This is a genomic window from Pseudomonas sp. B20, assembly GCF_020515755.1.
In the GTDB taxonomy this organism is placed as follows: domain Bacteria; phylum Pseudomonadota; class Gammaproteobacteria; order Pseudomonadales; family Pseudomonadaceae; genus Aquipseudomonas; species Aquipseudomonas syringae.
Genome location: NZ_JAHPJG010000003.1, coordinates 285,326 through 311,413 on the forward strand (window position 1 = coordinate 285,326; position 26,088 = coordinate 311,413).

Annotated in this window: 24 protein-coding genes; 10 read left to right on the forward strand and 14 right to left on the reverse strand. The window is 59.4% G+C overall.

Annotated features, from left to right (window positions below; all coding sequences use genetic code 11):
* Positions 1–27: 27 nt before the first annotated feature.
* Positions 28–1,557, forward strand: a complete 1,530-nt coding sequence (locus LIX91_RS05080; RefSeq protein WP_063313482.1) for a sensor domain-containing diguanylate cyclase — start codon at positions 28–30, stop codon at positions 1,555–1,557.
* Positions 1,558–1,627: 70 nt separating this feature from the next.
* On the opposite strand, the gene LIX91_RS05085 is transcribed toward LIX91_RS05080, so the two are convergent.
* Positions 1,628–2,098 (reverse strand): PA2169 family four-helix-bundle protein, encoded by a 471-nt coding sequence (locus LIX91_RS05085; protein WP_226488051.1) that lies wholly within the window; start codon positions 2,096–2,098, stop codon positions 1,628–1,630.
* Positions 2,099–2,316: 218 nt separating this feature from the next.
* Between LIX91_RS05085 and LIX91_RS05090 the strand changes: the two genes are divergently transcribed.
* Positions 2,317–2,556: a DUF3820 family protein gene (locus tag LIX91_RS05090; protein WP_226488052.1), complete on the forward strand. Its 240-nt coding sequence runs from the start codon at positions 2,317–2,319 to the stop codon at positions 2,554–2,556.
* Positions 2,557–2,682: 126 nt separating this feature from the next.
* Here LIX91_RS05090 and LIX91_RS05095 read toward each other — a convergent pair whose 3' ends face one another.
* From LIX91_RS05095 to zwf, 3 genes are read right to left on the reverse strand one after another with little or no spacing between them, the layout of a single operon-like run.
* Positions 2,683–3,357 carry a bifunctional 4-hydroxy-2-oxoglutarate aldolase/2-dehydro-3-deoxy-phosphogluconate aldolase gene (locus tag LIX91_RS05095; protein ID WP_003314057.1) on the reverse strand — a complete coding sequence of 225 codons (675 nt, stop codon included), beginning with the start codon at positions 3,355–3,357 and terminating at the stop codon, positions 2,683–2,685.
* Positions 3,358–3,393: 36 nt separating this feature from the next.
* Positions 3,394–4,107: a 6-phosphogluconolactonase gene (pgl, locus tag LIX91_RS05100; RefSeq protein ID WP_003408965.1), complete on the reverse strand. Its 714-nt coding sequence runs from the start codon at positions 4,105–4,107 to the stop codon at positions 3,394–3,396.
* Positions 4,094–5,563: a glucose-6-phosphate dehydrogenase gene (gene zwf / locus LIX91_RS05105; protein ID WP_011266836.1), complete on the reverse strand. Its 1,470-nt coding sequence runs from the start codon at positions 5,561–5,563 to the stop codon at positions 4,094–4,096. Before zwf ends, pgl begins: the two co-directional genes overlap by 14 nt.
* A 218-nt stretch (positions 5,564–5,781) precedes the next feature.
* Here zwf and LIX91_RS05110 point away from each other — a divergent pair, with 218 nt between their 5' ends.
* Entirely contained in the window at positions 5,782–6,648 is an 867-nt protein-coding gene (locus LIX91_RS05110) for a MurR/RpiR family transcriptional regulator (protein WP_002552324.1), read from the forward strand.
* A 46-nt stretch (positions 6,649–6,694) separates the two neighbouring features.
* Here LIX91_RS05110 and LIX91_RS05115 read toward each other — a convergent pair whose 3' ends face one another.
* From LIX91_RS05115 to edd, 10 genes are all read right to left on the reverse strand, one after another.
* Positions 6,695–7,570 (reverse strand): D-hexose-6-phosphate mutarotase, encoded by an 876-nt coding sequence (locus tag LIX91_RS05115; protein WP_226488053.1) that lies wholly within the window; start codon positions 7,568–7,570, stop codon positions 6,695–6,697.
* A gap of 109 nt (positions 7,571–7,679) precedes the next feature.
* The gene (locus LIX91_RS05120; protein WP_003408960.1) at positions 7,680–9,041 is read right to left on the reverse strand and encodes a carbohydrate porin; all 1,362 of its coding nucleotides are present in this window, start codon (positions 9,039–9,041) and stop codon (positions 7,680–7,682) included.
* 125 nt (positions 9,042–9,166) lie between these two features.
* On the reverse strand, positions 9,167–10,336 hold the full coding sequence (locus LIX91_RS05125) for an ABC transporter ATP-binding protein (protein WP_003415273.1): 1,170 nt from the start codon (positions 10,334–10,336) through the stop codon (positions 9,167–9,169).
* Between the two features lie 2 nt (positions 10,337–10,338).
* Positions 10,339–11,184, reverse strand: coding sequence for a carbohydrate ABC transporter permease (locus tag LIX91_RS05130; RefSeq protein ID WP_032702641.1), 846 nt, complete (start codon positions 11,182–11,184; stop codon positions 10,339–10,341).
* Complete coding sequence (locus LIX91_RS05135) at positions 11,177–12,085, reverse strand: carbohydrate ABC transporter permease (protein WP_003314048.1); 909 nt, start codon at positions 12,083–12,085, stop codon at positions 11,177–11,179. Before LIX91_RS05135 ends, LIX91_RS05130 begins: the two co-directional genes overlap by 8 nt.
* Before the next feature lie 104 nt (positions 12,086–12,189).
* Entirely contained in the window at positions 12,190–13,476 is a 1,287-nt protein-coding gene (locus tag LIX91_RS05140) for an ABC transporter substrate-binding protein (protein ID WP_046271731.1), read from the reverse strand.
* A 169-nt stretch (positions 13,477–13,645) separates the two neighbouring features.
* Entirely contained in the window at positions 13,646–15,052 is a 1,407-nt protein-coding gene (locus LIX91_RS05145; protein WP_103695952.1) for an ATP-binding protein, read from the reverse strand.
* A 61-nt stretch (positions 15,053–15,113) separates the two neighbouring features.
* Positions 15,114–15,851, reverse strand: a complete 738-nt coding sequence (locus LIX91_RS05150; RefSeq protein ID WP_003408952.1) for a response regulator — start codon at positions 15,849–15,851, stop codon at positions 15,114–15,116.
* A gap of 50 nt (positions 15,852–15,901) precedes the next feature.
* A complete protein-coding gene (locus LIX91_RS05155) occupies positions 15,902–16,867 on the reverse strand; it encodes a glucokinase (RefSeq protein WP_226488054.1) in 966 nt (321 codons plus the stop codon).
* The gene (edd, locus tag LIX91_RS05160) at positions 16,864–18,690 is read right to left on the reverse strand and encodes a phosphogluconate dehydratase (RefSeq protein ID WP_003415262.1); all 1,827 of its coding nucleotides are present in this window, start codon (positions 18,688–18,690) and stop codon (positions 16,864–16,866) included. The genes LIX91_RS05155 and edd overlap by 4 nt, the downstream gene beginning before the upstream one ends.
* A gap of 219 nt (positions 18,691–18,909) precedes the next feature.
* On the opposite strand from edd, the gene gap reads away from it, so the two are divergent.
* The 7 genes from gap (at position 18,910) to LIX91_RS05195 (ending at position 25,974) form a co-directional block, all read left to right on the forward strand.
* A complete protein-coding gene (gene gap, locus LIX91_RS05165; protein ID WP_003408944.1) occupies positions 18,910–19,911 on the forward strand; it encodes a type I glyceraldehyde-3-phosphate dehydrogenase in 1,002 nt (333 codons plus the stop codon).
* A gap of 179 nt (positions 19,912–20,090) precedes the next feature.
* Entirely contained in the window at positions 20,091–20,609 is a 519-nt protein-coding gene (locus LIX91_RS05170) for an RNA polymerase sigma factor (RefSeq protein WP_003415260.1), read from the forward strand.
* Positions 20,610–20,668: 59 nt separating this feature from the next.
* Complete coding sequence (locus LIX91_RS05175; protein ID WP_103695951.1) at positions 20,669–21,634, forward strand: FecR family protein; 966 nt, start codon at positions 20,669–20,671, stop codon at positions 21,632–21,634.
* 121 nt (positions 21,635–21,755) lie between these two features.
* Positions 21,756–24,335, forward strand: coding sequence for a TonB-dependent receptor (locus tag LIX91_RS05180; protein ID WP_226488055.1), 2,580 nt, complete (start codon positions 21,756–21,758; stop codon positions 24,333–24,335).
* Between the two features lie 114 nt (positions 24,336–24,449).
* Entirely contained in the window at positions 24,450–25,064 is a 615-nt protein-coding gene (locus LIX91_RS05185; protein WP_226488056.1) for a biliverdin-producing heme oxygenase, read from the forward strand.
* Entirely contained in the window at positions 25,061–25,519 is a 459-nt protein-coding gene (locus LIX91_RS05190) for a YbaN family protein (protein ID WP_003341801.1), read from the forward strand. The genes LIX91_RS05185 and LIX91_RS05190 overlap by 4 nt, the downstream gene beginning before the upstream one ends.
* A gap of 98 nt (positions 25,520–25,617) precedes the next feature.
* Positions 25,618–25,974 carry a DUF5064 family protein gene (locus LIX91_RS05195; RefSeq protein ID WP_226488057.1) on the forward strand — a complete coding sequence of 119 codons (357 nt, stop codon included), beginning with the start codon at positions 25,618–25,620 and terminating at the stop codon, positions 25,972–25,974.
* Positions 25,975–26,088: the final 114 nt, after the last annotated feature.

Sequence of the window (26,088 nt, forward strand, 5' to 3'; positions counted from 1 at the left end):
ATCATTCGTCTGCAGGTAGAACAACCGATGATGGTGTTTGCGTTTTCTCGGCGAGCCCGGCTCAGATGGACCCGTCCGGAGCTGATATTGATTTTTGGCAGCTCGGTTTCAATGCTCGCCATTCTGGCGATCGTGGCGTCTCTACTGGCCCAGGAGCGCGACGACGCAGCACAGACAGCAGCACGCGCAGCGTCCAATATCGTGCGTTTGATCGATGCCGACGTCATGCGTAACGCAGAACTTTACGACTCTTCACTGCAAGGCATGATCAGCGCGTGGCAGCGTCCGGACCTCCAGCAACTGTCACCTGAACTGCGCCAACTTGTTCTGTTCGATCGCGCCACTGCCGCCTCTTACAAGGGCGATCTGGTATTGCTCGATAACCGCGGCGAACTATTGGCTGATTCTTTGTCTGTCACCCCTCGACACGACAACTTTTCTGACCGTGCCTATTTCAAGGACCATGCCGTAGATCGCTCTTTGACGCTACACGTCAGTGCACCGTACAAGACTCGCTGGGGCTACAAGGACTGGTGTATCAGTTTCAGCCGCCGCCTATCAGGGCCCAACGGCGAGTTCATGGGGATTGTGAGCGCAGAGATGCGTCTGGTGTATTTCAAGCACCTGTTCATGAGCCAGAATCTGGGCATTGACAGCAGCATCAACCTGATCAATACCTCAGGCATTTTGGTCGTTCGCTACCCGGAAATGGAAGGCCAGGAACTGATCGGCAAAGATTACAGCCACAGCCCCAACTTTCAGCGGATTCTTCAGGAAGGCGATGGCAGCTTTGCCGCGATGTCGACGCAGTTGAACGCTCGCCGGCTGTATACCTTCTCCAGAGTCGGCAACCTGCCGCTGATCGTCGTCATCGGGCAGTCAGAGGATGAGGTGTATGCCGTCTGGCGGCGCAACGCCTGGCTGGTCGGCTCGGCCACCAGCGTCTTGTGTCTGGGCATTCTGTGGCTGACCTGGCTGCTGTGTCGCGAACTGAGAAGACGCCACCGTGCCGAAGATGCACTGGCCAGCCTGGCCGCGACAGATGGTCTGACCGGGCTCGATAACCGCCGTCAGCTTGACGAAGCCATGGAAATTGAGTGGGCGCGAGCGCAACGCTCTGGCAAACAGCTGTCATTGCTGATGATCGACGTAGACCATTTCAAGGCATTCAATGAGCGTCATGGCCATCAGGGCGGGGACGAGGCGCTGCGTCTGATTGCGCAGACCATCTCATATTGCATCCGCCGTCCAGGCGACCGGATTGCACGCTATGGCGGCGAAGAGTTCGTGGTGGTACTGCCGGAAACAGACTTGCCGGGCGCCATGCTGATCGCGGAAAAAATCCGCAAGGCCGCAGAGTCACTGCCTCTGTTCAGGAATGCCGAGCATCCCATCACTGTGAGCATCGGGGTCGCTTCGGAGTTCGTTCGCCAAGGCGACAAACTGGAGGCATTTTTCGGGGTGGCCGACAAGGCGCTGTATCAGGCCAAGGACAATGGGCGTAACCGGGTCGAGTACCGCAGTTCGGTTGCCCGAAAGGTGATGGATCAAGTTTGAGGGGCTGCCTTCAGGCATAAAAAAACGCCAGACTGGCTGGCGTTTTTTCAGTTACCGCTGAGGCATCGAATTACGATGCGGCGCGGGCTGCATCACGCAGTGCTTTAACTTTTTCGTGGTTGGCCAGAACGCCAGCCTGCTGCTTTTCAATCAAAGCAATCACGTTAGGGGAAACGTTCTTGGCACGAGCTTTTTCCAGCGCTTCGCGATAAGCCTTCTTGGCAACGTCTTCACCTTTCTCGACTTCTTCCAGTACAGCCTTGTCGTCGTCGGAAGTAACCATCGACTTCAGGTTGACCCACGCGCGGTGCAGTGCGCCAGATACGCTGGAAGAATCTTCAGGCTTGCCACCCAGTGCGGTTACTTCAGCTTGCAGTTCACGGACGGCTGCAGCCACTTCAGTAGAGCGGTTTGCAAGGAACGATTTTACCTGAGCGCTTTTTGCGTGTTCTGCGCTGGTACGGAAACCTTCTTCACCGTCTTTGCTGGTTTCGATCAGGTCATTCAGGATAGAGATCGTTTCTTTGTTGATATCAGTCATTTGATAATTTCCTAATGGCAGGTTGATACGAAAGTGTTCGATGTATAGGTAATTGCAGACACCGTGCCAGTTTTTGATATGAAAATAATTGTTTAAAATCAACAACTTACGAAATTTTCACAATTTACCGTTCGTGACTTCTGCATGATCGGCCGTTTGGCCTGCATGCAGAATGCACGTATCGTACGGGCTGAGAGAGAAACGCAGGCTTATCGCGAATGAATCCGGAAAAACTCAAGTTGCTCGTGACACAGGAAATGCCGTTCGGCAAATACAAGGGCCGGCTGATCGCTGATTTACCGGGGAATTACCTGAACTGGTTTGCGCGGGAAGGCTTTCCCAAAGGAGAGCTGGGAGGTTTGTTGGCGCTCATGCAGGAAATCGATCACAACGGCCTTGGCGCGCTATTGGACCCGCTGCGTACGCGTCCACGTCAGTCGTTCAAGGACAAAGGGTAAAAGCGAAGAGACGGTCCGGGGAGAAAAAACCGGTGCTCCGGACCAGGGAGCACCGAAAAGCCATACAACCAACAACAACTTCCTTGTCGGAATCAGCCGCAGGGGCTGACGCCGAAATCCTGAAAATCAGTCAAACAGCGCCATTGCCTGCGCAGTCGCTTCCTGAATACGGCCCCAGTCACCATTCTTGACCCAGGCGTTATCGATCATCCAGGTGCCGCCCACGCACATAACGTTGGGCAGGGCCATGTAGCTCTTGAGGTTCTGCTCGTTGACGCCACCCGTTGGGCAGAAACGCACCTCATTGAACGGCCCGCCCAGGGCTTTGATCGCTGCCACACCACCACTGATCTCAGCCGGAAACAGCTTGAAGCGGCGATAGCCCATGGCGTAACCGATCATGATTTCCGAAGCGCTGCTGACGCCCGGCAACAGCGGCAAAGGGCTGTCGACCGCAGCTTGCAGCAGGTCTTGCGTGCTGCCAGGGGTGACGATGAACTGCGAACCCGCCGCCTCAGCGTCAGCCAGCATCTTGCGGTCCAGGATGGTCCCTGCGCCCACACATAACTCGGGGCGCTGTTCACGCAGGATACGAATGGCGCTCAGGCCGAACGCCGAGCGCAGGGTCACTTCCAGCGCAGTCATGCCGCCAGCGGCCAGTGCATCGGCCAGCGGCAGTACGTCCTGGTCACGGGCGATGGTGATCACCGGCAGAATCTTCGCCTTTGCGCAGAGTTCGTCGATCTGGACAATCTTGTTCGCCATGCTGGTCAGCGGCTGATTATTTTCATTCTGTGTCATGGCGACGGTTCCTTTGTTTGTGGGGCTTATCGGGGCTTATGGGCACCAGTAAATCTCGAGAGACGGGTTGAGAAAGGCACGTACCGGCATCTCGGCGAGGTCATCGCCTGCCAGCGCGGTGCGCAGGGTGTCGAGTTTGGCCTGACCGGACACCGACAGAATCGGCGAACGTGCCGACGCCAACAGGCGGCGGGTCAGGGTCAGGCGCTGGTGCGGCACGCTCGGTGCGAGCATGGGCAGGCAGCGGCGCTCGCCTTGCAGGTCAAGGGCTTCGCTCAGATTCGGGCTGTTGGGGAACAGCGATGCGGTATGCCCATCGTCGCCCATGCCCAGAATCAGTACATCGATGGGTGGCAGCTCGGCCAGTGCCTGATCGGCAGCCTGTGCGGCTTCCTCGACACTGCCCGCCACGCTGTACAGGCCGAGAAACTTCGCCTTCGCCACAGGCCCCTGCAGCAAGTGGCGCTGCAGCAGGCCGGCATTGCTGTCGGCGTGTTCGGTCGGCACGAAGCGCTCGTCCGCCAGACTGATCACGACCTTCGACCACTCCAGCGGCTGTGCCGCCAGACGCTGGAAGAAGGCGACCGGGCTGCGTCCACCGGACACCACCAGCGTCGCCAGACCGTTCTCGCTGATCGCCTGTTTCAGGCGCTCGGCGACATTTGCAGCCAGTGCATCGGCCAGTTGTTGCGCTGTGTCGAAATCGTGTGCTACCAGCCCTGCCGGCAGCTTGAGGTCACATGTCGCCATACCAGGATCTCCCGTCGCGAGTAATCAGGGCAATGGAGCTCATCGGCCCCCAGGTTCCAGCCGGGTAAGGCTTGGGCGCGTCGCCCGCCTTCTTCCAGCCAGCGATCAACTGATCGCACCATTGCCAGGCGTACTCGATCTCATCTTTGCGGACAAACAGGTTCTGATTGCCACGCATGACTTCCAGCAACAACCGCTCATAAGCGTCGGGGACACGAGCGCTGCGGTAGGTGTCGGAAAAATTCAGTTGCAAGGGACCGCTGCGCAGCTGCATGCCCTTGTCCAGGCCCTGATCCTTGGTCATCACCTGCAAGGAAATGCCTTCGTCAGGCTGCAGGCGGATGATCAGGCGGTTGCTGATCTGCAAACGCTGTTCAGGCGCGAAGATGTAGTGCGGCGGCTCTTTGAAATGGATCACGATCTGCGACAGCTTCTGCGGCATGCGTTTGCCGGTGCGCAGATAGAACGGCGTACCCGACCAGCGCCAGTTGCGGATGTCGGCACGCAACGCGACGAAGGTTTCGGTATCGCTCTGGGTATTGGAGTTTTCTTCCTCCAGATAGCCAGGCACCGCCTTGCCTTCGCTGTAGCCGGAGGTGTACTGGCCGCGCACCACCTGGGTCGCCAGACGCTCCGGGGTGAACGGTGCCAATGCCTTGAGCACCTTGACCTTCTCGTCACGGATACTGTCGGCCGACAGGTCGCTTGGCGGGTCCATGGCAATCAGGCAGAGCAGCTGCAGCAGGTGGTTCTGGATCATGTCACGCAACTGGCCGGCCTGATCGAAGTAGCCCCAACGGCCCTCGATGCCGACCTTCTCGGCCACCGTGATCTCCACGTGGGAAATATGGTTCTGGTTCCATTGGGTTTCGAACAGGCTGTTGGCGAAGCGCAGAGCGATGAGGTTCTGTACCGTGTCCTTGCCCAGATAGTGGTCGATGCGATAAACGCGGTTTTCCGGGAAAAACTGCGCGACGGCGTCATTGACCCGGCGCGAAGAGGCCAGGTCGTGGCCGATGGGTTTTTCCAGTACGGCACGCGTGCGCTCGGCGAGGTTGACCGACGCCAGGTTCTCGCAGATAGCGCCGTAGACCGAGGCCGGTGTGGCGAAATAGGCGATCAGGGTTTCGGCATTGCCGACGCGCTCGGCAAGGGCGACGTAGTCCTCGGCCTTGAGGAAGTCGACATGCAGATAGCTGAGGCGCGCCAGAAAGCGGCTCAGGTTGTCCGGCTCCAGTTCCGTCTCGGGAATGAAGCGGCGCATGGATTTTTCGATGTACGCCAGATGCGACTCTTCGTCGCCTGGCTCACGCGCCAGGGCAAGAATTTTCGTGTCTTCATGCAGCAGTCCAGCGCGATCAAGCTGATAAAGAGCCGGGAACAGCTTGCGTACCGCCAGGTCCCCCAGGGCACCAAACAGGGCAAATGTGCACGGTTCAACCGTAATCAAGGGCATAATGTTGGTTCTTTTATCAAGTTAGGCTACAAATACCTTTTTTAAAGGCGTTACTCAAGGCCATATGTAGTAATAACCACAACATTCTGCCTGAAAGCATATTCCAGTGGTGATCAACACAGGCCCTCAGTACGATAGGCCACCTTTGCTACAGGCTAAAGGGCTAATAAAAGCCCGAGACAAAACCGTTGGTAAATCAGCCCCGACAAGGACTTTGAATGGACCGCGTAAGAAACCTCCTGGAGCAAATCCAGGGCCGACTCGACGAGCTGAACAAGGCCGAACGTAAAGTGGCCGAGGTCATCCTGCTCAACCCGCAGATGGCCACGCGGCTGAGCATTGCAGCGCTTGCCCAGGCCGCCAAGGTCAGCGAGCCGACGGTCAATCGCTTCTGCCGTTCGTTCAGTGTCAGCGGCTATCCGGAATTGAAGCTGCAACTGGCCCAGAGCCTGGCCAGCGGCGCGGCTTATGTCAGCCGTGCGGTGGAAGCGGATGATAATCCGGAGGCCTATACCCAGAAGATTTTCGGCAGTGCCATCGCTTCACTGGACAGCGCCTGCCAGCAACTGGACCCGGCCTTGATCAGCAAGTCTGTGGACATGCTCATCCAGGCGCGGCAGATCCATTTTTTCGGGCTGGGTGCTTCGGCGCCGGTGGCTCTGGATGCGCAGCATAAATTCTTCCGTTTCAATCTGGCGGTGACGGCGCATGCCGATGTGCTGATGCAGAGGATGATTGCGTCGGTGGCGCATACCGGCGAGTTGTTTGTAATCATTTCGTATACGGGGCGTACCCGTGAGCTGGTGGAGGTGGCGCGTATCGCGCGGGCCAACGGCGCGTCGGTGCTGGGCCTGACGGCAGCCGGTTCGCCGCTGGCCCAGGCCAGTACGGTGAGTCTGAATATTCCTCTGCCGGAAGACACGGATATTTATATGCCGATGACGTCGCGGATCATTCAGTTGACGGTGCTCGATGTGTTGGCCACGGGTATGACGTTGCGCCGCGGTGTCGACTTTCAGCCGCATTTGCGCAAGATCAAGGAAAGTCTGAATGACAGCCGTTATCCGATCGAGGATCAGGGCTGACTGGGTGTCGTTGACTATCGTGCCGACGCTCTGCGTCATCTGCAACTCACCCTGCCAGGCTGGCTTGCAGTTTGAGCTGCACCTGTTCTCCGGGCCGCAGGCTGAAGGTGTCGCCGGAGCCTGAGGCGGCTTCGACGCGGACGAAGCCTGTGGTTTCGCTGCCGCATACGCCGAGGAGCGGTCTGCTGCCGGGGTGCCAGACGACGGTGTTGGTGCTGTCGCCGGTGTCGATGTTGAGCCTGCGCTGCCAGATCGGGTCCTGGAGCTGTACGGCGCCGGCGTGTTCGAATACGCGCTGGCAGGCGCCTGCCACGCGCAGTTCGCCTTGTTGTTGACAGGCTTTTCGGCTGAGTTCGTCATAACCCTGTGCGCCGTCGAGTCCCTCCAGCGCGACTTCAGCCACATCGCCGATCCGCCAATACGCGTGCAGCGCATGGCTGAAGTGACACGGTTCGCTGTCCTCGTGACGCGTGCTCAGACGCAGTTCCATGCCCTGCCCCAGTTCAGCATGCAGATCGACCTGCCAGTCCCACAGTTGCAGGCGCCAGTGCAGGCTTACACCCTCCTCACTCTCACTGCTGTCGATCAGTTTCCAGTCCAGCAAACGCCCCCAGCCGTGCGCCGGCCAGCCGCTCTCGCCGGGATGCCGGCCATACCACGGCCAGCAGACCGGCACGCCTCCACGAATGGCCCCCACCTGCGGCCACTGCGCGGCACACCAAAGCCAGGGTTTCTGGCCATGCGGCTGGAAATGCAGCAATTGCGCGCCCTGGCGACTGAACACGGCCTGACACTGCGGGTGGTCGATGACCAGTACATCGCGCAGCTGATGGCGCTCCCACTCGAAAGTCGGTCTGGCACGTCGGGATCGGAAGAAGCGTTGCAAGGGATGTTCAGGCAGTTGCGCGTCGTGAGTGGTCATCGCCAATCGCGTCCCTGAAAAATAAAAGGATCAAGCCATAAAAAAACGGGCAGCCAGGCTGCCCGCAAAGCACACACGACCCTTGATCGCGTTACGCGTCAGTCAATAATCAGAACTTCGACTGGATCTTGATGCCCGCTACCAGCGCATCATCAACCTGATCTACGCCACCAGGATGCTTGATGTACTGCAGGTTGGGACGCACGGTCAGCCAGTTGGTGACATGGAAGCCGTAGTAGATTTCAGAGTTGTACTCAGTGCTCTGGACCGGCAGGTAGCCAGGGTTGTCGTAGTCATTGATACCGCTGATCTGGTTGGCCAGACGCACGCGATCCTGCACATCGTCGTTGACGTGGATACGGGCGATACCGATACCGATGTCATCTTTCGGACGCGAGTTGAACGGACCTTTGTACGTGAAACCGATCTGCTGGTAGTTGTCGACGAAGTTGGTCGCCTTGTCATGCACGGTGGCGTTGGCAAAGATGCTCAGGCCGCGCGACGCATCGCCGTCATGAGTGGTGAGTTGTTGCTGAGCCACGACCCACCAGCCATGCTTGCTGCTGTGCGACTTGAACGCTGCGCCAGTCAAAGCCTGCGGCTGACCATTCACGTCTTCATAGACGTCATTGGCGTTCGGCGTGCTCTTGTAGTAACCGACGCGGTACTCACCGGGCAACGAGTTGAAGGATGGCGTCCAGACCAGTTCGACCGGCAAAATCATGCCTTCGGTGCCACTGCCACTGAGCTTGAAGCCGTTGCCTGTTTCAAGGTTGGACGGGTTCTGCTCGTACACACCGACCTGTGCATAGACTTCAGGCGTGATGTTGTACTTGATGCGCAACGCCCACTGGCTGATCGGCCAGTTGTACCAGGTGCTTACGTAGTTACCGACCTGCGAGCCGCAGAACGACAGGTTCTGGAAGTCGCACGGGAAGCTGTTGAAGTCTTCGCCCGGACCGAAACGGCCGGCCTTGACGTCCAGCGCGCCGTCGAAGTACTTCTGCTTGATCCACATCTGGGTCAGGCGCCAGGTCTGACCACGGCCCCAGACTTCCTGGGAGGAGCTGAGTGTACCGGCGCGAGGATCGCCGATACGGTCATTGGAAATGTTGCGACCGCTACGTTCGGTGATTGCCAGCTTGAACTCTGCGTCTTGCCAGCCGAGAACTTTCTGCAAATCGACTTTCATGCCCAGCGCGAACTGGTCGCTGTAACGACCGGTGGTGTCGTCGTTGTAGCCGCCCTTGAGGTTGCTGGCCATCTCGGAAACGTATTCCAGCGAGAAGTCGTAACCCTTGTCCAGCAACTCGGTGCGCTTGCCACCCCAGTCACCCGTCATCCAGGGTGAATCTGCGGCAAATGGCTCGGCGGCGTGAACGCTGCCTGCCAGACCCATCGCACCCAACGCCGACAGCTTGCATACCAACTGGAGCCGGGAAAGCGATTTACCTTTGTTGATCTTCTTCATCCCATCAATCCTCGTTTTATTGTTATTAGCTTTGGTAAACGTGTTGCTTCATTCACTGCCCTGTGTTCGCTGGTCGGCCGTGCGTTTTGGCAGCCAACGGCCAGCCAGCGATGCTCGTTGCTGAATCAATTTATCACTTGCGGCTCGACCGGTGACACATTGTTTTCCCGTTCGGCCGCCTGCCGCGCTCCCAGCACGCCAAGACGCTCACCGCTCTGAGCATCGAAAATCAGCACTCTGGCAGGATCGAACTGCAGGGTAAGGCTCTCGCCCACCTGGGGCGCGACATCCGGGGCAAGGCGACAGCAGACCTTGCTCTGGTTGAGCGTGACGAACACCAGCGTATCCGGACCGGTCGGCTCGGTCACCTGGACCTCCGCGCGAATGGTCGGCAGCCCGGTCGATTCAGCGCCGGCAAGCATAATCTGTTCAGGGCGAATACCGAGAATGATTTCTCGATCTTCAAGGCCTGCATCGGACACGCCCACCGGCAGTTCGCAACGTGCCTGGCCACTGTCGAGCGCAGCGATCAACTGGCCATCCTTGCGTTGCAGGCGCAGCGGGATGAAGTTCATCGGCGGCGAACCGATGAAACTGGCGACGAACAGGTTGGCCGGATCGGTGTAGATCTGCTTGGGCGTACCGAACTGCTGGACGATACCGTCCTTCATCACCGCCACCTTGTCACCCAGCGTCATGGCCTCGATCTGATCGTGGGTCACATAAACGGTGGTGGTTTTGAGGCGCTGATGCATCAACTTCATTTCGGTACGCATCTCGACGCGCAACTTGGCGTCGAGGTTGGACAGCGGCTCATCGAACAGGTAGATCTTCGGTCGACGTGCCAGGGCACGACCCATCGCGACACGCTGTTGCTGGCCACCGGACATCTGGCCCGGCTTGCGATTGAGCAGGTGCTCGATCTGCAACAGCTTGGCAACGCGCGCCACTTCAGCGTCGATGTCGGCTTGCGGCATCTTGCGGATCTTCAGCCCGAACGCGATGTTTTCACGCACGCTCATGGTCGGATACAGGGCGTAGGACTGAAAGACCATGGCAATGTCGCGGTCCTTGGGGCTGGTGCCGCTGACGTCCTGGCCGTCGATCAGAATCTCACCGCCACTGATGTTTTCCAGACCGGCAATGCAGTTCATCAGGGTGGATTTACCGCAGCCCGATGGACCGACCAGAATCAGAAACTCGCCATCCTTGATCGACAGGTCGATGTTCTTGAGTGTGTCCGGCAGGTTGCTGCCGTAGGTCTTGTTGACGTTGCGTAATTCGAGAGTCGCCATGATTACCCCTTGACCGCGCCGGCCGTGAGCCCACGCAGGAAATACTTGCCAGCCAGTACGTAGACCAGCAGTGTCGGCAGGCCGGCAATCATCGCCGCCGCCATGTCAACGTTGTATTCCTTGGCACCTGTGCTGGTGTTGACCAGATTGTTCAGGGCCACGGTGATCGGCTGAGAATCGCCGCTGGAGAACACAACGCCGAACAGGAAATCGTTCCAGATCTGGGTGAATTGCCAGATCAGGCAGACCATCACGATGGGCGTGGACATCGGCAGAATGATGCGCCCGAAGATGGTGAAGAAACCGGCACCGTCCAGTCGTGCAGCCTTGACCAGCGCATCGGGAATGCTGACGTAGTAGTTACGGAAGAATAGCGTGGTAAATGCCAGTCCGTAGACCACGTGAACAAACACCAGCCCGGTGGTCGTGTTGGCCAGGCCCATCTTGCCCAGTGTGAAGGATGCCGGCAGCAGGACGGTCTGAAACGGCAGAAAGCAACCGAACAGCAACAGACCGAAGAACAGCTGCGAGCCCTTGAAGCGCCACATCGACAGCACATAGCCATTGAGCGCGCCGATTGCGGTGGAGATGATCACGGCCGGAACAGTGATTTTTATCGAGTTCCAGAAATAACCATCGACCAGGTCCCAGGCTTTTATCCAGCCGATTGCAGTCACTACGCTCGGCCAGCTCAACAGGTTGCCGGTGCCGATGTCTTCGGGTGTCTTGAAGCTGGTGAACAGCATCACTACCAACGGCACCAGATAAATCAGACAGGCCAGCATTAGCACGGCGTAAATCAGAACACGACTTAAGCTGATGCCCGGTTTGCCAACATGACTAGTCATGGCGTTTGGTCCTCAGCTCGGAATACAGATACGGCACCAGAATCGCCAGGATCGCGCCGAGCATCAGAATCGCACTGGCAGAACCCATGCCCATCTGGCCGCGGCTAAAGGTGAACGAATACATGAACATCGCCGGCAGGTCGGATGAGTAACCGGGGCCACCGGCGGTCATCGCGGCTACCAGGTCGAAACTCTTGATCGCAATGTGCGCGAGAATCATCACGGCACTGAAGAACACCGGACGCAGGCTTGGCAGCACGACGCGCCAGTAGATCATCGGCAAACTCGCGCCATCCATCTGGGCCGCGCGAATGATCGACTGATCGACGCCACGCAGACCTGCCAGAAACAACGCCATGACGAAGCCGGAGGACTGCCATACCGCGGCGATGACCAGGCAGTACACCACGCGGTCCTGGTCAATCAGCCAGTCGAAACGGAAACCTTCCCAGCCCCAGTCGCGCAACATCTTGTCCAGGCCCAGGCCTGGGTTGAGCAACCACTTCCAGGCAGTACCGGTGACGATCATCGACAGCGCCATCGGGTACAGGTAGATAGTACGAATCATGCCCTCGCGACGAATCCGCTGGTCCAGCAGGACGGCCAGCAGGACCCCGATCACCAGGCTGATTGCAATGAACATCCCGCCAAAGACCGCAAGGTTCTTGCTTGCCACCCACCAGCGATCGTTGTCCATGAGACGCGCGTATTGCGCCAGACCGACCCATTTATAGGAAGGCAGGAACGTCGAGTTGGTGAACGACAGTGCGAATGTCCAGAGGATATAGCCATAGAAACCCACCAGCACGATGAACATGCTGGGGGCCAGCACCAGTTTTGGTAGCCAGCGTTGCAGCGCATCCATTGGCGAGGCTTTGCTGTTCGCAGCGACAGAGCTCATCGGGAGTATCCCATGCGGTGTATCGAATCCAGGCCGCAGCCGCAGGTGAAATCAACCAGGGATTTCAACACTGCGGACGACGGTTAAAGGCGGTTCAGAACGAATTACTTGGCAGACTTGATCGCAGCGCCCAGCTTTTTGGCTGTTTCGGCCGGATCAGCTTTCGGGTCATTGATGTAGTTGGTCACCACATCGAAGAACGCGCCCTGCACTGCCAGCGTAGTTGCCATGTTGTGCGCCATGCTTGGCTGCAGACCACCGGTTTTCGAATCAGCCAGGAAGTCCTTCGCAGCGGTTTGCGCACACGAGTCGAAACCGTATTTGCTCATGTCGGACAGCATGTCTTCACGAACCGGGATCGAACCCTTGTTGATGCTGAAGACCTTCTGGAAGTCCTCGCCCATGGCGACCTTGGCCAGATCCTGCTGTGCGGCAGTCGTGCCCTTGTCTTTCTGCTTGAACACCGCCAGCGAGTCGATGTTGTAGGTAAAGGCTTTTTCGGTGCCCGGGAAGGCTACGCACTGGTAATCCTTGCCAGCGACCTTCTTGGCTGCGGTCCATTCACTCTTGGCCCAGTCACCCATGATCTGCATGCCGGCCTTGCCATTGATGACCTTGCCAGCTTCCAGGTTCCAGTCCTGGCCCTTGCCGTCGGCATCCATGTAGGTCGCGACTTTCTTGAGTTCGGTGAGCGACTTGACCATTTCTGGGCCGGTCAACGCGCCGTTGTCCAGATCGACCAGAGCTTTCTTGTAGCCGTCAGCGCCCATCACCGAGAGCACGACAGCTTCAAAGACGGTGCTGTCCTGCCAAGGCTGGCCACCGTGGGCGAGCGGGATGAAGCCGGCTTTTTTCAGCTTGTCGCCTGCCGCGTAAAACTCTTCGAGCGTTGCAGGCGCCTTGTCGATACCGGCTTTCTTGAAGACTTCAGGGTTGATCCACAGCCAGTTGACGCGGTGAATGTTCACCGGTACTGCTACGTAATCACCGTCGTACTTCACGGTGTCGGAGACTTTCTTGTCCAGCAGGGAGTCCCACTTCTCGGACTTGGCGACCTCTTTCAGCGCATCGGTATCGAGCAGGCCGGTAGAGGCCCATTCCTGAATATCCGGGCCTTTGATCTGGGCCACACCGGGAGGATTGCCAGCAACGGCACGGCTCTTGAGCACGGTCATGGCCGTGGAGCCACCGCCGCCTGCAACGGCGCCGTCCTTCCAGGTAAAGCCGTCCTTTTCAACCTGAGCTTTCAGAACATCGACTGCAGCCTTTTCGCCACCCGACGTCCACCAGTGCACGACTTCTACGGTGCCTTTGGATTCAGCGGCGTTAGCGCTCAGAGGGAACAACGAAGCGAGAGAGATGACAACAGCGAGACGTGACATGGAATTCATCGAATTGACCTTTCTTGTTGTTATGCATGAGCAAGTCTGGTGCTTGCGCTTCGTGGGAGTCTAACCAAGCCTGACGCGGCAACAGTAACGAAGGGACGCGCGATTGTCACAGGATGGTGACAAATGAAATCCCTGCGCAATCTCTAGCCAAAAGACACTGCCCAGTGCGTCATTCCGCAGTTCTCGGCAGGTACAGCGTTACCCGCAGCCCCCCGTCACGCAGGTTTTGCAGACTGACTTCGCCGCCATGACTGTGGGCAATGTTGCGGGCGATGCCCAGGCCGAGGCCATAGCCCTGCTGCTGACTGCCGGCCAGGCGGAAATGCGGTTCGAAAACGTGCTCGAGACGCTGCTCGGGAACGCCAGGGCCTTCATCATCGACATGCAGCACGAACGCATGAGCATCATCCTCGACTTTCAGGTGTGCGCGGTCACCGTATTTGAGCGCGTTGTCGATCAGGTTGCCGATGCAGCGCTTGAGCGCCAGCGGTTTGCCTGAATAGGCAGCGTGTGCCTTGCCCTGCTGCGTGACACGCCCATTGCCATCAGCGAGCAACCAGGGCTCGACCAGATATTCAAGCAGCGCATTGAGGTCCACCGGCTCGATATTTTCATGGATATCGGTGTCCTTGACGCACTGCAGCGCGCCCTTGACCAGCAGCTCCAGTTCGTCCAGGTCGCGACTGAATTTGCGTTGCAGTTGCTCATCCTCGAGCAGCTCGACCCGCAAGCGCAAACGGGTGATGGGCGTACGCAAATCATGGGAAATGGCACTGAACAACTGCCCCCGCTCGGTCAGGTAGCGACTGATCCGCGTGCGCATGGCATTGAACGCCCGGCTGACCTCGATGACTTCGCTGCCGCCGCCCTCGACCACAGGTTCGACGTCCGCGCCCAGCGACATGTCCCGTGCGGCGCGCGCCAGACGTTTCAGCGGACGGCTCTGCCAGTGCACCAGCAAGCCGATGAACAACAGCAGAAATGCGCTGGTCAGGACAATGAACGAGACCTGCTGAAGAGGCAGTTCCTGCTCCTCCAGCGAGGTGTAGGGCTCGGGCAGCAGCGAGGCGATGTAGAACCACTCGCCAGGCGCCATTTCGATTTGCGTGACCAGCACCGGCGGGTTCACCGGCTCGAGTGTCAGCGCGTAATGCGCCCAGGAACGCGGCAGCTCGTCGAGCTTGAGGCCGCTGTTGAAGATGCGCAGTTCTTCGGGCCGCGCGAACCATACGGTGATGTCCGGCCCACTACCCAGACGCTGGCGCAGCACCTCGCCCACCACGTCCAGCACCGCCTGCTTGCGAGGGGTGGGCTGCATGATCTGCATATCCAGCGGGTGATCGTTGAGTGACACCACGAACCGTGTGCCGCCCATACTGCGCAACTGGTCGAGCACCATGGGCCGGTAGGCCAGCGGCAATGAGCGAAAGTAGCTGACACTGGCCGCCATCGAGTACGCCAGGCTGCGCGCACTGGTCACCAGGCCTTCCATCTGCGTGGCACGTAGTTGAGACAGCCAGATCACGCTGGACAGCGCCTGAGCCAGCGAAACCGCCAGCAAGGTCAGCAGCAACATACGCCCCAACAACGAGCGCGGCAGCGGCAGGCCGGTTCTCTTCGTGCCTGCCCCTGTCGGTTTAATAGCCGTTGCCCGCTTGCGAGTTGACGTTTGCGGCCAGCAGGTAACCACTGCCGCGAATGGTGCGGATCAGACGCGGTGACTTGCCGGTGTCACGCAGACGCTGACGCAGGCGACTGACCGCCATGTCGACGATGCGCTCCAGCGGCATCAACTCACGCCCACGTGTGGCATTGCCGATGGTGTCGCGGTCGAGGATCTGCTGGGGGTTGTCGAGAAACAGTTTGAGCAGTGCGAAGTCGGCGCCGGACAGAATCACCTCTTCGCCGTCATTGTGAAACAGCCTGTGGCTGACCATGTCCAGTCGCCACTCATCAAACAGGATCACATCGCCACCCGGACGCTCCTGGCCGAACTGGGCACGTCGCAACAGCGCCTTGATGCGTGCCTGAAGCTCACGCGGGCTGAACGGCTTGCCGAGGTAATCATCGGCGCCCAGTTCCAGACCGATGACCCGGTCGGCCTCGTCCGAACTGGCGGTCAACATGATGATCGGCACATGCGGCTGACGCGGATGCTGGCGGATCCAGCGACACAGGCTGAAACCGTCTTCATCGGGCAGCATGACGTCAAGGATCAGCAGGTCGCTTGGCTCATCATTGAACGCCCGACGGAAATCCGCGCCATCGCCCACCGTACGCACCTGAAAACCGGCGCGGCTCAGGTAGGTGTCCAGCAACTCGCGAATTTCCTGATCGTCATCCACCAACAGGATCGATTTACTGACTGGGCTCAAGTTGAAGCGTCCTTGTCTGGCTGTGAATTCTTGTTGTTATGCCATATCGCTCAGATCTGCGCAGCAAACGCCTGTTGCAGAGCCACGCCTGAACCCATGAGGCCCGGGTATTCGGCCGTGACCAGCCACACCGGCAAGCCGTTGAAATAGTCGCTCATGACGCCCTTCTCGGCCATGGCGCGCTTGAAGCCGCTGTTGATGAAGAACTCAGTGAAGCGCGGCACCACGCCACCGACGATATAAACCCCGCCGAGGCTGCCCAGGGCCAGCACATGGTTGCCGACCACTCTGCCGAGAAACACGCAGAATTGTTCCAGCACAGCCGCCGCTACCGGGTCGCCCGAGAGCGCAGCGGTGGTGATTGCCGCAGGCGATTTGAGCACCGGTTCGATGTCGTCCAGCGCGCAGCTGACCTGATACAGCAACAGCAAGCCGGCACCGCTGAGCACGACTTCGGCGCTGACATGCTCGTGCTCGGCCATCAGCCGCGTCCACAGCAGCGCCTCACGTGCGGTGCCGATGGGCAGATCGGCATGACCGCCCTCACCCGGCAACGCCATCCAGCGATTGCCTTCGAGTTTGATCAGCGTACCGACGCCCAGCCCGGTCCCCGGCCCCACCACCACGCGCGGCCGATCAGGCTTGCCGACACCGTGGCAGAAGGTCAGGTATTCATCGTCCTTGAGCCGGGTCATGCCCAGCGCCATGGCGGTGAAGTCGTTGATCAGCAGCAGTTCATCGACCTGCAGGTCGGCGCAGAAGGCCTTGCGGCTCAACTGCCAGTGGCTATTGGTGAACTGGAAAAAATCGCCATCCACCGGCCCGGCCACCGCCAGGCATACATGACCGATATCGCCGCGCTGCAGCTCCAGGTCCTGCAGATAGACTTCGATGGCCTTCTCCGGGCCCGCGTAGTCAATGGTCGGGAACACCCGGACAGAATGCAGCGTGTCGTCTTCCCAAATGGCAAAACGTGCATTGGTACCGCCTATATCACCGACCAGGGCCAACTTCACTTAAGCGTCTCCAGACTAGAGGTAAAGGCGCTGGCGCCTTGCTCTGCGGAGCTGAAGGCCATGCGCATGAATCCAAAAAGCTCGCGACCGCAGCCGACACTGTTGTCGATCTGGTTGATGGCCGGTTCTCTGGCGGCCAATTCTGACGCTTCGACCAGAACTTGTAACGTGCCTTTTACACCATCCACACGAATCACATCGCCATCACGCACCAGAGCCAATGGGCCACCATCGAACGCCTCCGGGCAGACATGAATCGCCGCCGGGATCTTGCCCGAGGCGCCCGACATGCGCCCATCTGTGACCAGCGCGACCTTGAACCCGCGATCCTGAAGGACACCCAGAAACGGCGTCATCTTGTGCAGCTCGGGCATGCCGTTGCAGCGCGGCCCCTGGAAGCGCATCACGGCGACGAAATCGCACTCCAGCTCGCCCGCCTTGAAGGCATCGGCCAGCTCTTTCTGATCCTGGAACACCTTGGCCGGCGCTTCGACGATCTGATGCTCCGGAGCCACGGCGGACACTTTCATCACGCCACGGCCCAGGTTGCCTTCCATGACCCGCAGACCACCTTCCGGCGAGAACGGACGGGCAACCGGGCGCAGGATGTTTTCATCGAGGCTTTCGAGCGGTCCTTCACGCCAGACCAGTTTGCCGTCTTCCAGGAACGGCTCCTTGGTATAACGGCTGAGGCCGTAGCCGGCCACGGTGTTGACGTTTTCGTGCAGCAGACCCGCAGCCAACAGCTCGCGAATCAGGAACGACATGCCGCCTGCCGCCTGGAAGTGGTTGATATCGGCTTTGCCGTTGGGGTAGACGTGACTGAGGGTCGGTACCACTTCCGACAGATCGGCCATGTCCTGCCAGGTCAGCTGAATGCCCGCGGCCTGGGCAATGGCCGGCATGTGCAGGGTGTGGTTGGTCGAGCCGCCTGTCGCGTGCAGCGCAACGATGGAATTGACCAGCGAGCGCTCGTCGACGATCTCGCCGATCGGCATGAAGCTGCCGCTCTGCATGGTCAGACGCGTCACCTGGCGAGCCGCTTCGACGGTCAGTGCATCACGCAAGGGTGTGTAGGGGTTGACGAACGAAGCACCCGGAAGGTGCATACCCATCACTTCCATCACCAACTGGTTGGTGTTGGCGGTGCCGTAGAAGGTGCAGGTTCCCGGACCGTGATACGACTTCATTTCCGAGTCGAGCAACTCTTCACGGGTGGCCTTGCCTTCCGCATACCGCTGCCGTACGTCGGCTTTTTCCTTGTTGGAGATGCCTGAAACCATCGGCCCGCCGGGCACGAAAATGGTCGGCAGATGACCGAACCGCAACGCGCCCATCATCAGGCCGGGCACGATCTTGTCGCAGATGCCCAGCATCATCGCGGCGTCGAACATGTTGTGCGACAGGGCAACCGCGGTAGACATGGCAATCACTTCACGGCTGGCAATGGCCAGCTCCATGCCCGGCTCGCCCTGGGTCACGCCATCGCACATGGCCGGCACACCGCCAGCAAACTGACCGACCGAACCAATGTCACGTAAAGCCTGTTTGATCTGGTTTGGGAAGTGTTCGTAGGGCTGATGCGCCGAGAGCATCTCGTTGTAGGAAGAGACGATGGCCACGTTGGCGGCGTTCATCAGACGCAGGCTTTGCTTGTCTTCCGGGCCGCAGGCAGCGACGCCGTGGGCAAAGTTGGCGCATTGGAGCTTGCCGCGCATCGGGCCATCGCTCGCTGCGCCGCGAATCAATTGAAGGTAGCGCTGACGGGTATCGCGACTGCGGGCGATGAGACGCTCGGTTACTTCAAGGACGCGGGGATGCATGTGATGAACTCCAGGCTAACGTCTAAGGTCACCCGTAAAGACGGCTCCGGTTTTCGAGCAGTGACTGTCAGGGAGCAAAACCCTGATCTCGATCAACTGGGAGTGCCTTTCAGGCTTGTAGTTGTAGATAAAACAAAATATTGCCACTAAAAAGGCTTGTTTTCTATTTCTATGAGAATAATCTTGTAATTCCAACAACAAATTCAGAAGGACGGCTGTATGACTCTTCGTATCGCAATCAACGGTTTTGGCCGAATCGGCCGCAACGTCCTACGCGCACTGTATACCCAAGGCTACCGTCAGGACCTGCAGGTCGTCGCCATCAACGATCTTGGCGACAGCGAAATGAACGCACACCTGCTGCGCTTCGACACCGTACACGGCCCTTTCAGCGGCACGGTCGAGTGTGACAAGGACAGCCTGACCGTCAATGGTGACCGTATTTCGGTCAGTGCCATTCGCAATCCGGCCGAGCTGCCGTGGAAAGCGCAGGACATCGACGTGGTGTTCGAATGCACCGGTCTGTTCACCAGCCGCGACAAGGCTGCTGCGCACCTCACCGCCGGCGCCCGCAAGGTGATTATCTCCGCGCCAGCCAGCGGTGCCGATGCCACCATCGTCTATGGTGTCAACCACGACACGCTGCGCCAGTCGCACCAGATCATCTCCAGCGCCTCGTGCACCACCAACTGCCTGGCCCCGGTCGCTCAAGTGCTGCATCGCGAATTGGGTATCGAAAACGGCCTGATGACCACCATTCATGCCTACACCAACGACCAGAACCTGATCGATGTCTATCACACCGATCCGTACCGCGCCCGCTCGGCCACGCAATCGATGATCCCGAGCAAGACCGGCGCTGCCGAAGCGGTAGGTCTGGTGCTGCCGGAACTGGCAGGCAAACTCACCGGCATGGCTGTGCGCGTACCGGTCATCAACGTTTCGCTGGTCGACCTGACCGTGACCCTGAAGCGCGAAACCACCGTCGATGAAGTCAACGCGCTGATGAAAGAAGCCAGTCAGCACTCCAAAGTGCTCGGCTACAACACGCTGCCGCTGGTCTCCCACGACTTCAACCACAACCCGCTGTCGTCGATCTTCGACGCCAACCACACCAAGGTCAGCGGCAAGCTGCTCAAGGTACTGTCGTGGTACGACAACGAATGGGCGTTCTCCAATCGCATGCTCGACAACTGCCTGGCACTGCATAACGCGCAGTAAAGGACCGTCCAGCCAAGTACCTGCTCTCATGCCCATGCACTGCGTGGGCATGCAGGTCCGGGCATGCGCCTTCGATCTTTAGCGAGCGTCTGGCGGACAAATATTTACAGATCCAGGCTTGACCCGCCCTGAAGATGAGAAGCATTATCATTTGCTCGAATCTCCGGTCGGTCTCCTCCGTGTCGCACTCAGACTTCAACAACGTGTTTCTGGCCCAGCGCCCGGTTCTGTTACGCACTCTGCAACGCATGGTTGGCAATCAAAGCGCTGCTGAAGACCTGCTTCAGGAAACCTGGCTGCGCGTCAGCCGTGCATTGACCGAACATCCGGTCGCTCATCTTGAACCCTTCGTTTTCCAGACCGCTCGCAACCTGGCGCTGGATCATTTGCGTGCGCGGCGCATCCACGGCCGGACCATGCTCGAAGACGTGTCGCCTGCACGGCTCGAAAATGTCGTGGCCCAGCTGGGCTCGCCCGAAGATGCTGCACATGCCAAGCGCCTGCTGGAAAACCTCAGCGCCAGTCTGAGCACGCTGAGCCCGCGCCAGCAGAAAATCTTTACCCTCAGCCGTCTCGATGGCCGCAGTTATCTGGAAATTGCCGAGCAGTTACAGGTCTCTGCCAGTACCGTACAAAAAGAATTGAAACTGATCATGGCGATCTGCATAGGCGTCCTTTCCAGGCTTGACCCGCCCTGAACCCTGCCGCACGCTGCCAGACTCATATCGATACAGTTTCAGGATTGCCGAGGAACATCGTGGCCCCGAAAACAGAACGCCCGCACGCGATCGCGCAGGACGTGTTGAGCAACGCTGCAATGGATCAGGCCCTGACCTGGCTGATCGAACTGGAAGGCGCAGACGATGCACTGCAGGCGCGTTTTCAGGAATGGCTGAATGCCGACCCTGAACATGCCCGCGCATTCGAGAAAGCCCGGACGCTCTGGAGCTCGCAGCCGGTTCGGCACGCAGCCGAAAACATCGCACCACCGCGCAAGCGCTCGGCATGGCAGCGTGCCCTTCCCCACTGGAAACCTCTGGCCACTGCAGCGGTGCTGCTGTTGGGGCTGTTCAGCTTCAGCAATCTGCCCTTGCGCCTGCAGGCCGATCATCTGACGGTCGTCGGTGAACGCCAGCGCCTGGAACTGACGGACGGCTCGAAGGTGCTGCTCAATACTGATTCGGCGTTCTCCAGTCAGGTCGGGGAAAAACAGCGCTCTGCCCGCTTGTATCAGGGGGAAGCCTTCTTCGACGTCACGCCGAAGCCAGGGCTGCCATTGGAAATCGAAGCCGGTCCGGTGCGCATGAGCGCCAACAGCACCGCGTTTTCGGTGCGCTATCTGAACGGTGTCGCGCAGGTACACGTGCAACGCGGCGCGGTCGACGTGCATGCCACCCATGGTGACTCCAGCCTCAGTCTCGGCGCTGGAGACAGCGTTCGCGTGGGGCCTGACGGGTTTGGGCAGCGTGAAAAGCTTGACCCGGTCCGGGACCTGGCCTGGGTGCAGGGCCGACTGATCTTCAACAATTCCCCGCTGAGCGACGTACTGGCTGAGCTGCGCCGTTACTATCCAGGCTGGATCGTCAGCACCAATGCACAACTGGACCGTGTTGCCGTCACCGGCAACTACCGCCTGGACAACCCGCTCGACGTGGTGCGTTCGCTGGCGCAGATCACGTCGGCAAGCATTCATGAAATGCCCGCACTGGTGATTCTCAACTGAAGGAAAGTTTTTTTACTCGATAGCGACTGCCCGTTCGTCTAGTCATAGCCAATGCAACTGATTCTCATTTTGAAGCAGCTTGTAAACACTATGACGAGCAACACCCCAGGGAGCGCTACCGATGTCATCCACGTTCACGCCTGTCGCCCGACAACGCGCAAGGCTTACGCTTTCTCTCCTGACGATTGCGGTACTGGGCGCCAGTCTGCAAGTGGCAAACGCCAGTGCTGCCAGTGAAAGTACACATGCGGCCCGCCCGGCGGGCACCTACCCGTTCTCGATCAGTCAGCAACCTCTGGTGTCGGCGCTGAACGAGTTCAGCCGCGTGACCGGCTGGCAGGTGGGCATGTCGGCGGGCCTGGCCCAAAACGTCATCTCCCCGGGGGCCAGCGGTGAACTGAGCGCCGCGCAGGCGCTGGACAGCATGCTTTCCGGCAGCTCGCTGAGCTACCGCAATCTGGGCAACAACAGCGTCGTGCTGGAAAAACGCGCCCCCACCGCTGGCGTCATGGCGCTGGATCAGATCACTGTCAGCGCCACACGCCAGGCCCAGGATGTCACCTCAGTGCCGAGCACTGTCAGCGTACATACCCGTGAGGAACTGGACCGCGACAACATCAACACGATCCGCGATCTGGTGCGCTACGAGCCGGGAGTTTCGGTGGGTGGCGCAGGCCAGCGTGCGGGCACGACCGGCTATAACATCCGCGGTATCGACGGCAACCGGATCCTGACTCAGGTCGACGGCGTCGAGGTGCCCGACAGCTTTTTTACCGGTCCTTATGCGCAAACTCACCGCAACCATGTCGACCCGGAGATCGTCAAGCGCGTGGAAATCCTCCGCGGTCCCGCTTCGGCCCTCTACGGCAGCAGCGCCATTGGTGGCGTGGTCAGTTACTACACACTGGACCCGGATGACATCATCAAGCCCGACAAGGATGTCGGCGCACGGTTGAAAACCGGCTACATCTCGGCAGACCAAAGCTGGCTCAACTCGGCCACGGTCGCAGGCCGTCAGGGCGAATTCGACGGCTTGCTGCACCTCAGCCAGCGCAATGGCCATGAAACCGAATCCTATGGCAGCACCGGCGGTACCGGTTTGAGCCGTACGCAAGCCAACCCTGAGGATGCGCGCAGCACCAACGTGCTGGGCAAACTGGGCTGGAACTACGGCGACGGTTCGCGTCTGGCGCTGGCCTATGAAAAGTACAAGGACGACCGCGACAGCAATCTGAAAAGCGCAGTCGGCGGGCCATTCGCCAACGGCAGCGGTCTGGGGATGTATCAGGCGCGCGAGGGTAACGACACCATCACCCGCGAGCGCTTCGGGATCGAAAACAGCTTCGCCCTCGACAGCCTGCTGGTCGACAACATCAAGTGGAGCCTGAACTATCAGATCGCGAAAACCGATCAGAGCACCCGGGAACGTTACTTTCCGTTCTCCCGCGATGTCATTCGTGAACGCGACACGCAGTATCAGGAAAAGCAGTGGGTGTTCGATGCCCAGCTGGACAAGGCATTCTCCGTTGCCAGCACCGACCACGTGCTGACCTATGGCACAACGATCAAGCGCCAGAAAGTCACCGGATTGCGCAGCGGCAGCGGCACTTGTGCGCGAGTCTTCGGCTCCTGCCGCGCTGTCGGTGCAGACAGCCCGAGCGACCGGCTGGCCGCAACGAGTGATTTCCCCGACCCGACCATCACCAGCTACGCGTTGTTCGCGCAGGATCAGATCAGCTGGAATGACTGGACCTTCCTGCCCGGTGTGCGTTACGACCACACCCGGCTTGATCCGACATTCACCTCGCAATTCCTCAGGTCGGTCAGCCTGACCGACCCAAGCCAGGCGAACGATGAAACGCGAACCTGGCATCGCCTGTCGCCCAAGCTGGGCGTGACTTACGCACTCAGCGATGCCTACACGTGGTACGGCCAGTATGCCGAGGGCTTCCGCACGCCTTCGGCCAAGTCACTTTACGGACGCTTCGAAAACCCGACGGCCGGGTACGTGGTCGAGCCCAATCCGAACCTGAAGCCCGAAACGAGCAAAAGTTACGAAACCGGGCTGCGCGGTCGCTTCGAATCCGGCTCGTTCGACATCGCGGTGTTCTACAACAAGTACCGCGACTTCATCAACGAGGACGCCATCACACCCGGCTACAGCGAACTCACGTTCCAGTCCAACAACATCCGGCACGCCACCCTCAAAGGCGCCGAACTCAAAGGCCGTCTGAACCTCGACAGCCTGGGTGCGCCGAACGGCCTCTACAGCCAGGCCTCCGTCGCCTATCTGCACGGCCGCAACGACGACACGGGCGAGCCGCTCAACAGCGTCAACCCGCTGACCGGAGTCGTGGGGTTGGGTTATGACCGCGATCACTATGGCGGTCTGTTGAGCTGGACCCTGGTCAAGCGCAAGAACCGAGTGGATGACAGCAACTTCCACACGCCGGATGGCACCTCCAGTCAGTTCAGAACACCGGGCTTCGGCATTCTGGACCTGACCGGCTACTACAAGGTCAGTGATGACGTGACCGTCAACGCAGGCCTGTACAACCTGACTGATAAAAAATACTGGCGCTGGGACGATGTGCGTGGCTACGACGGCGTGGGAGAAGCCGGCGTTACCGCACCCGCCAACCTCGATCGCCTGACCCAGCCGGGACGCAATTTCAGCGTCAACGTGGTGTGGGACATCTGAGCCCGAGCGCCTCTGAAAGCCCGCCGTTGAATCATCGGACGGCAGGCTTTTTTACGCTTTCAGGCCTGGCTATTCGTCTATTCAACAAGCCCTTTTTCAACAAGGAAGACTGCGATGCCCCTTGATCAGAACCGACCGACTCGGCGTTCGCAACGCCTGAGCCAGATCACCCACGCGCCGCACGAACAGCTCGACAAGGCGGTCAAGGCCCATGCGCCGTTTGACACCCTGGCCAGCTATTCGCGCTTCGTAGTTGCTCAGTACCTGTTTCAGGCAGAACTGCAACACCTGTACAGCGACCCTGCGCTTCAGGCGATCATCGGCGACCTGCCTGCACGCTGCCGGGCCGAACAGACCAGGGCAGACCTTGCCGATCTGAACATCGACCTTCCCCTGCCGGTGGCGGGTGCAGTGCAAAAACCGAGCAGCGCAGAAGCCCTCGGCTGGATGTTCGTCTCCGAGGGTTCCAAGCTCGGCGCAGCATTCCTGATCAAACGTGCCCAAGCCTTGAACCTGAGCGACAACTTCGGCGCGCGGCATTTGGGTGAACCTGCCGGGGGCCGGGCTGACGGCTGGAAAGCCTTTGTCCGGACGCTTGATGAAATGCCACTGAGCGCCGAACAGGAAGCAGAGCTCGATCGCGGCGCCATCGCCGCATTCGAGCGTTTCAACGTGTTGCTGCAGCACGCCTACGCCCATGCTCCCGTCACAGAACTGGCACAGGCATGAAAAAGCGCCCGGTGCTGTTAAGCTGGCCGGGCTCCCCGAACCTGCCTGTAGAGACCATGACGTACAAACCACCCGGCTCAAGACTTTCACGCCTTTTATACGGCATCCTCGCCTATACCGCGTTGGGCATAGGCATTGTTGCGATCTTCGTTCCCGGCCTGCCAACCACCGAGTTCATTCTGCTGGCCGCCTGGGCGGCAACACGCAGTTCGCCACGGCTGAACGCCTGGCTGGAAAACCACCGCGTGTTCGGGCCAATACTGTACAACTGGCGTAACGGCCGACTGGTCGCCCGCAAGGCCAAGATCAGCGCCACCCTCAGCATGCTTGTCTGTGCCGTGGTGATGCTGAGCCTCATCGGCCATGCCTGGTGGCTGTACCTTGCACTCACGGGGATGGCGCTGGGCAATCTATGGATCTGGTCGAGGCCGGAACCGGACAAGATCGACCGTTGAGCGCAGGCATGCGGCGCACGGCACCCTGCGCAAAGCTGAACCGTCCTGTCGCGGTCAGTGTCTGACTGAGCACACTCACCCCTTGATGGAGTCACTTCATGTACGAGCCAGGCCATCTGCACCTCACCCACGTGGCGCTTCAACCGTCGGATATCAGCTATGACATCCACTTGCGCTACAACGTGGAGGAAGATCCCAAGCAAGGCACGTCCATGCATTTCACCATGCAGGGCGCAATCAATGGCAAGCCGTTCGAAGAGCAATTCCAGTTGCCCCGTGACCTCGCCTTCAACTTCGCGCACGACGCGAGTCGCATCGCAATAAGGCACGGCTTGCCCAACTCGGCCGCACTGCCCATCGCCAAGCACGAGGACTACGACCTAATGTTCAAGGACATTCGCGACAAACTCCAAGCCAAGTCAGGCGACCCGGTGAAGCCGGAGCATCTGGAGTAAGCCAGCGCTGTCGAGGCCGGAGAACGCCATCGTGGTCACGCCGTACTGGGCGCTCTGCGTCCTCTCCTGAGTGGGCGGGGCGGCGCGAATCCATGACGCGGAGCGTCACGAACG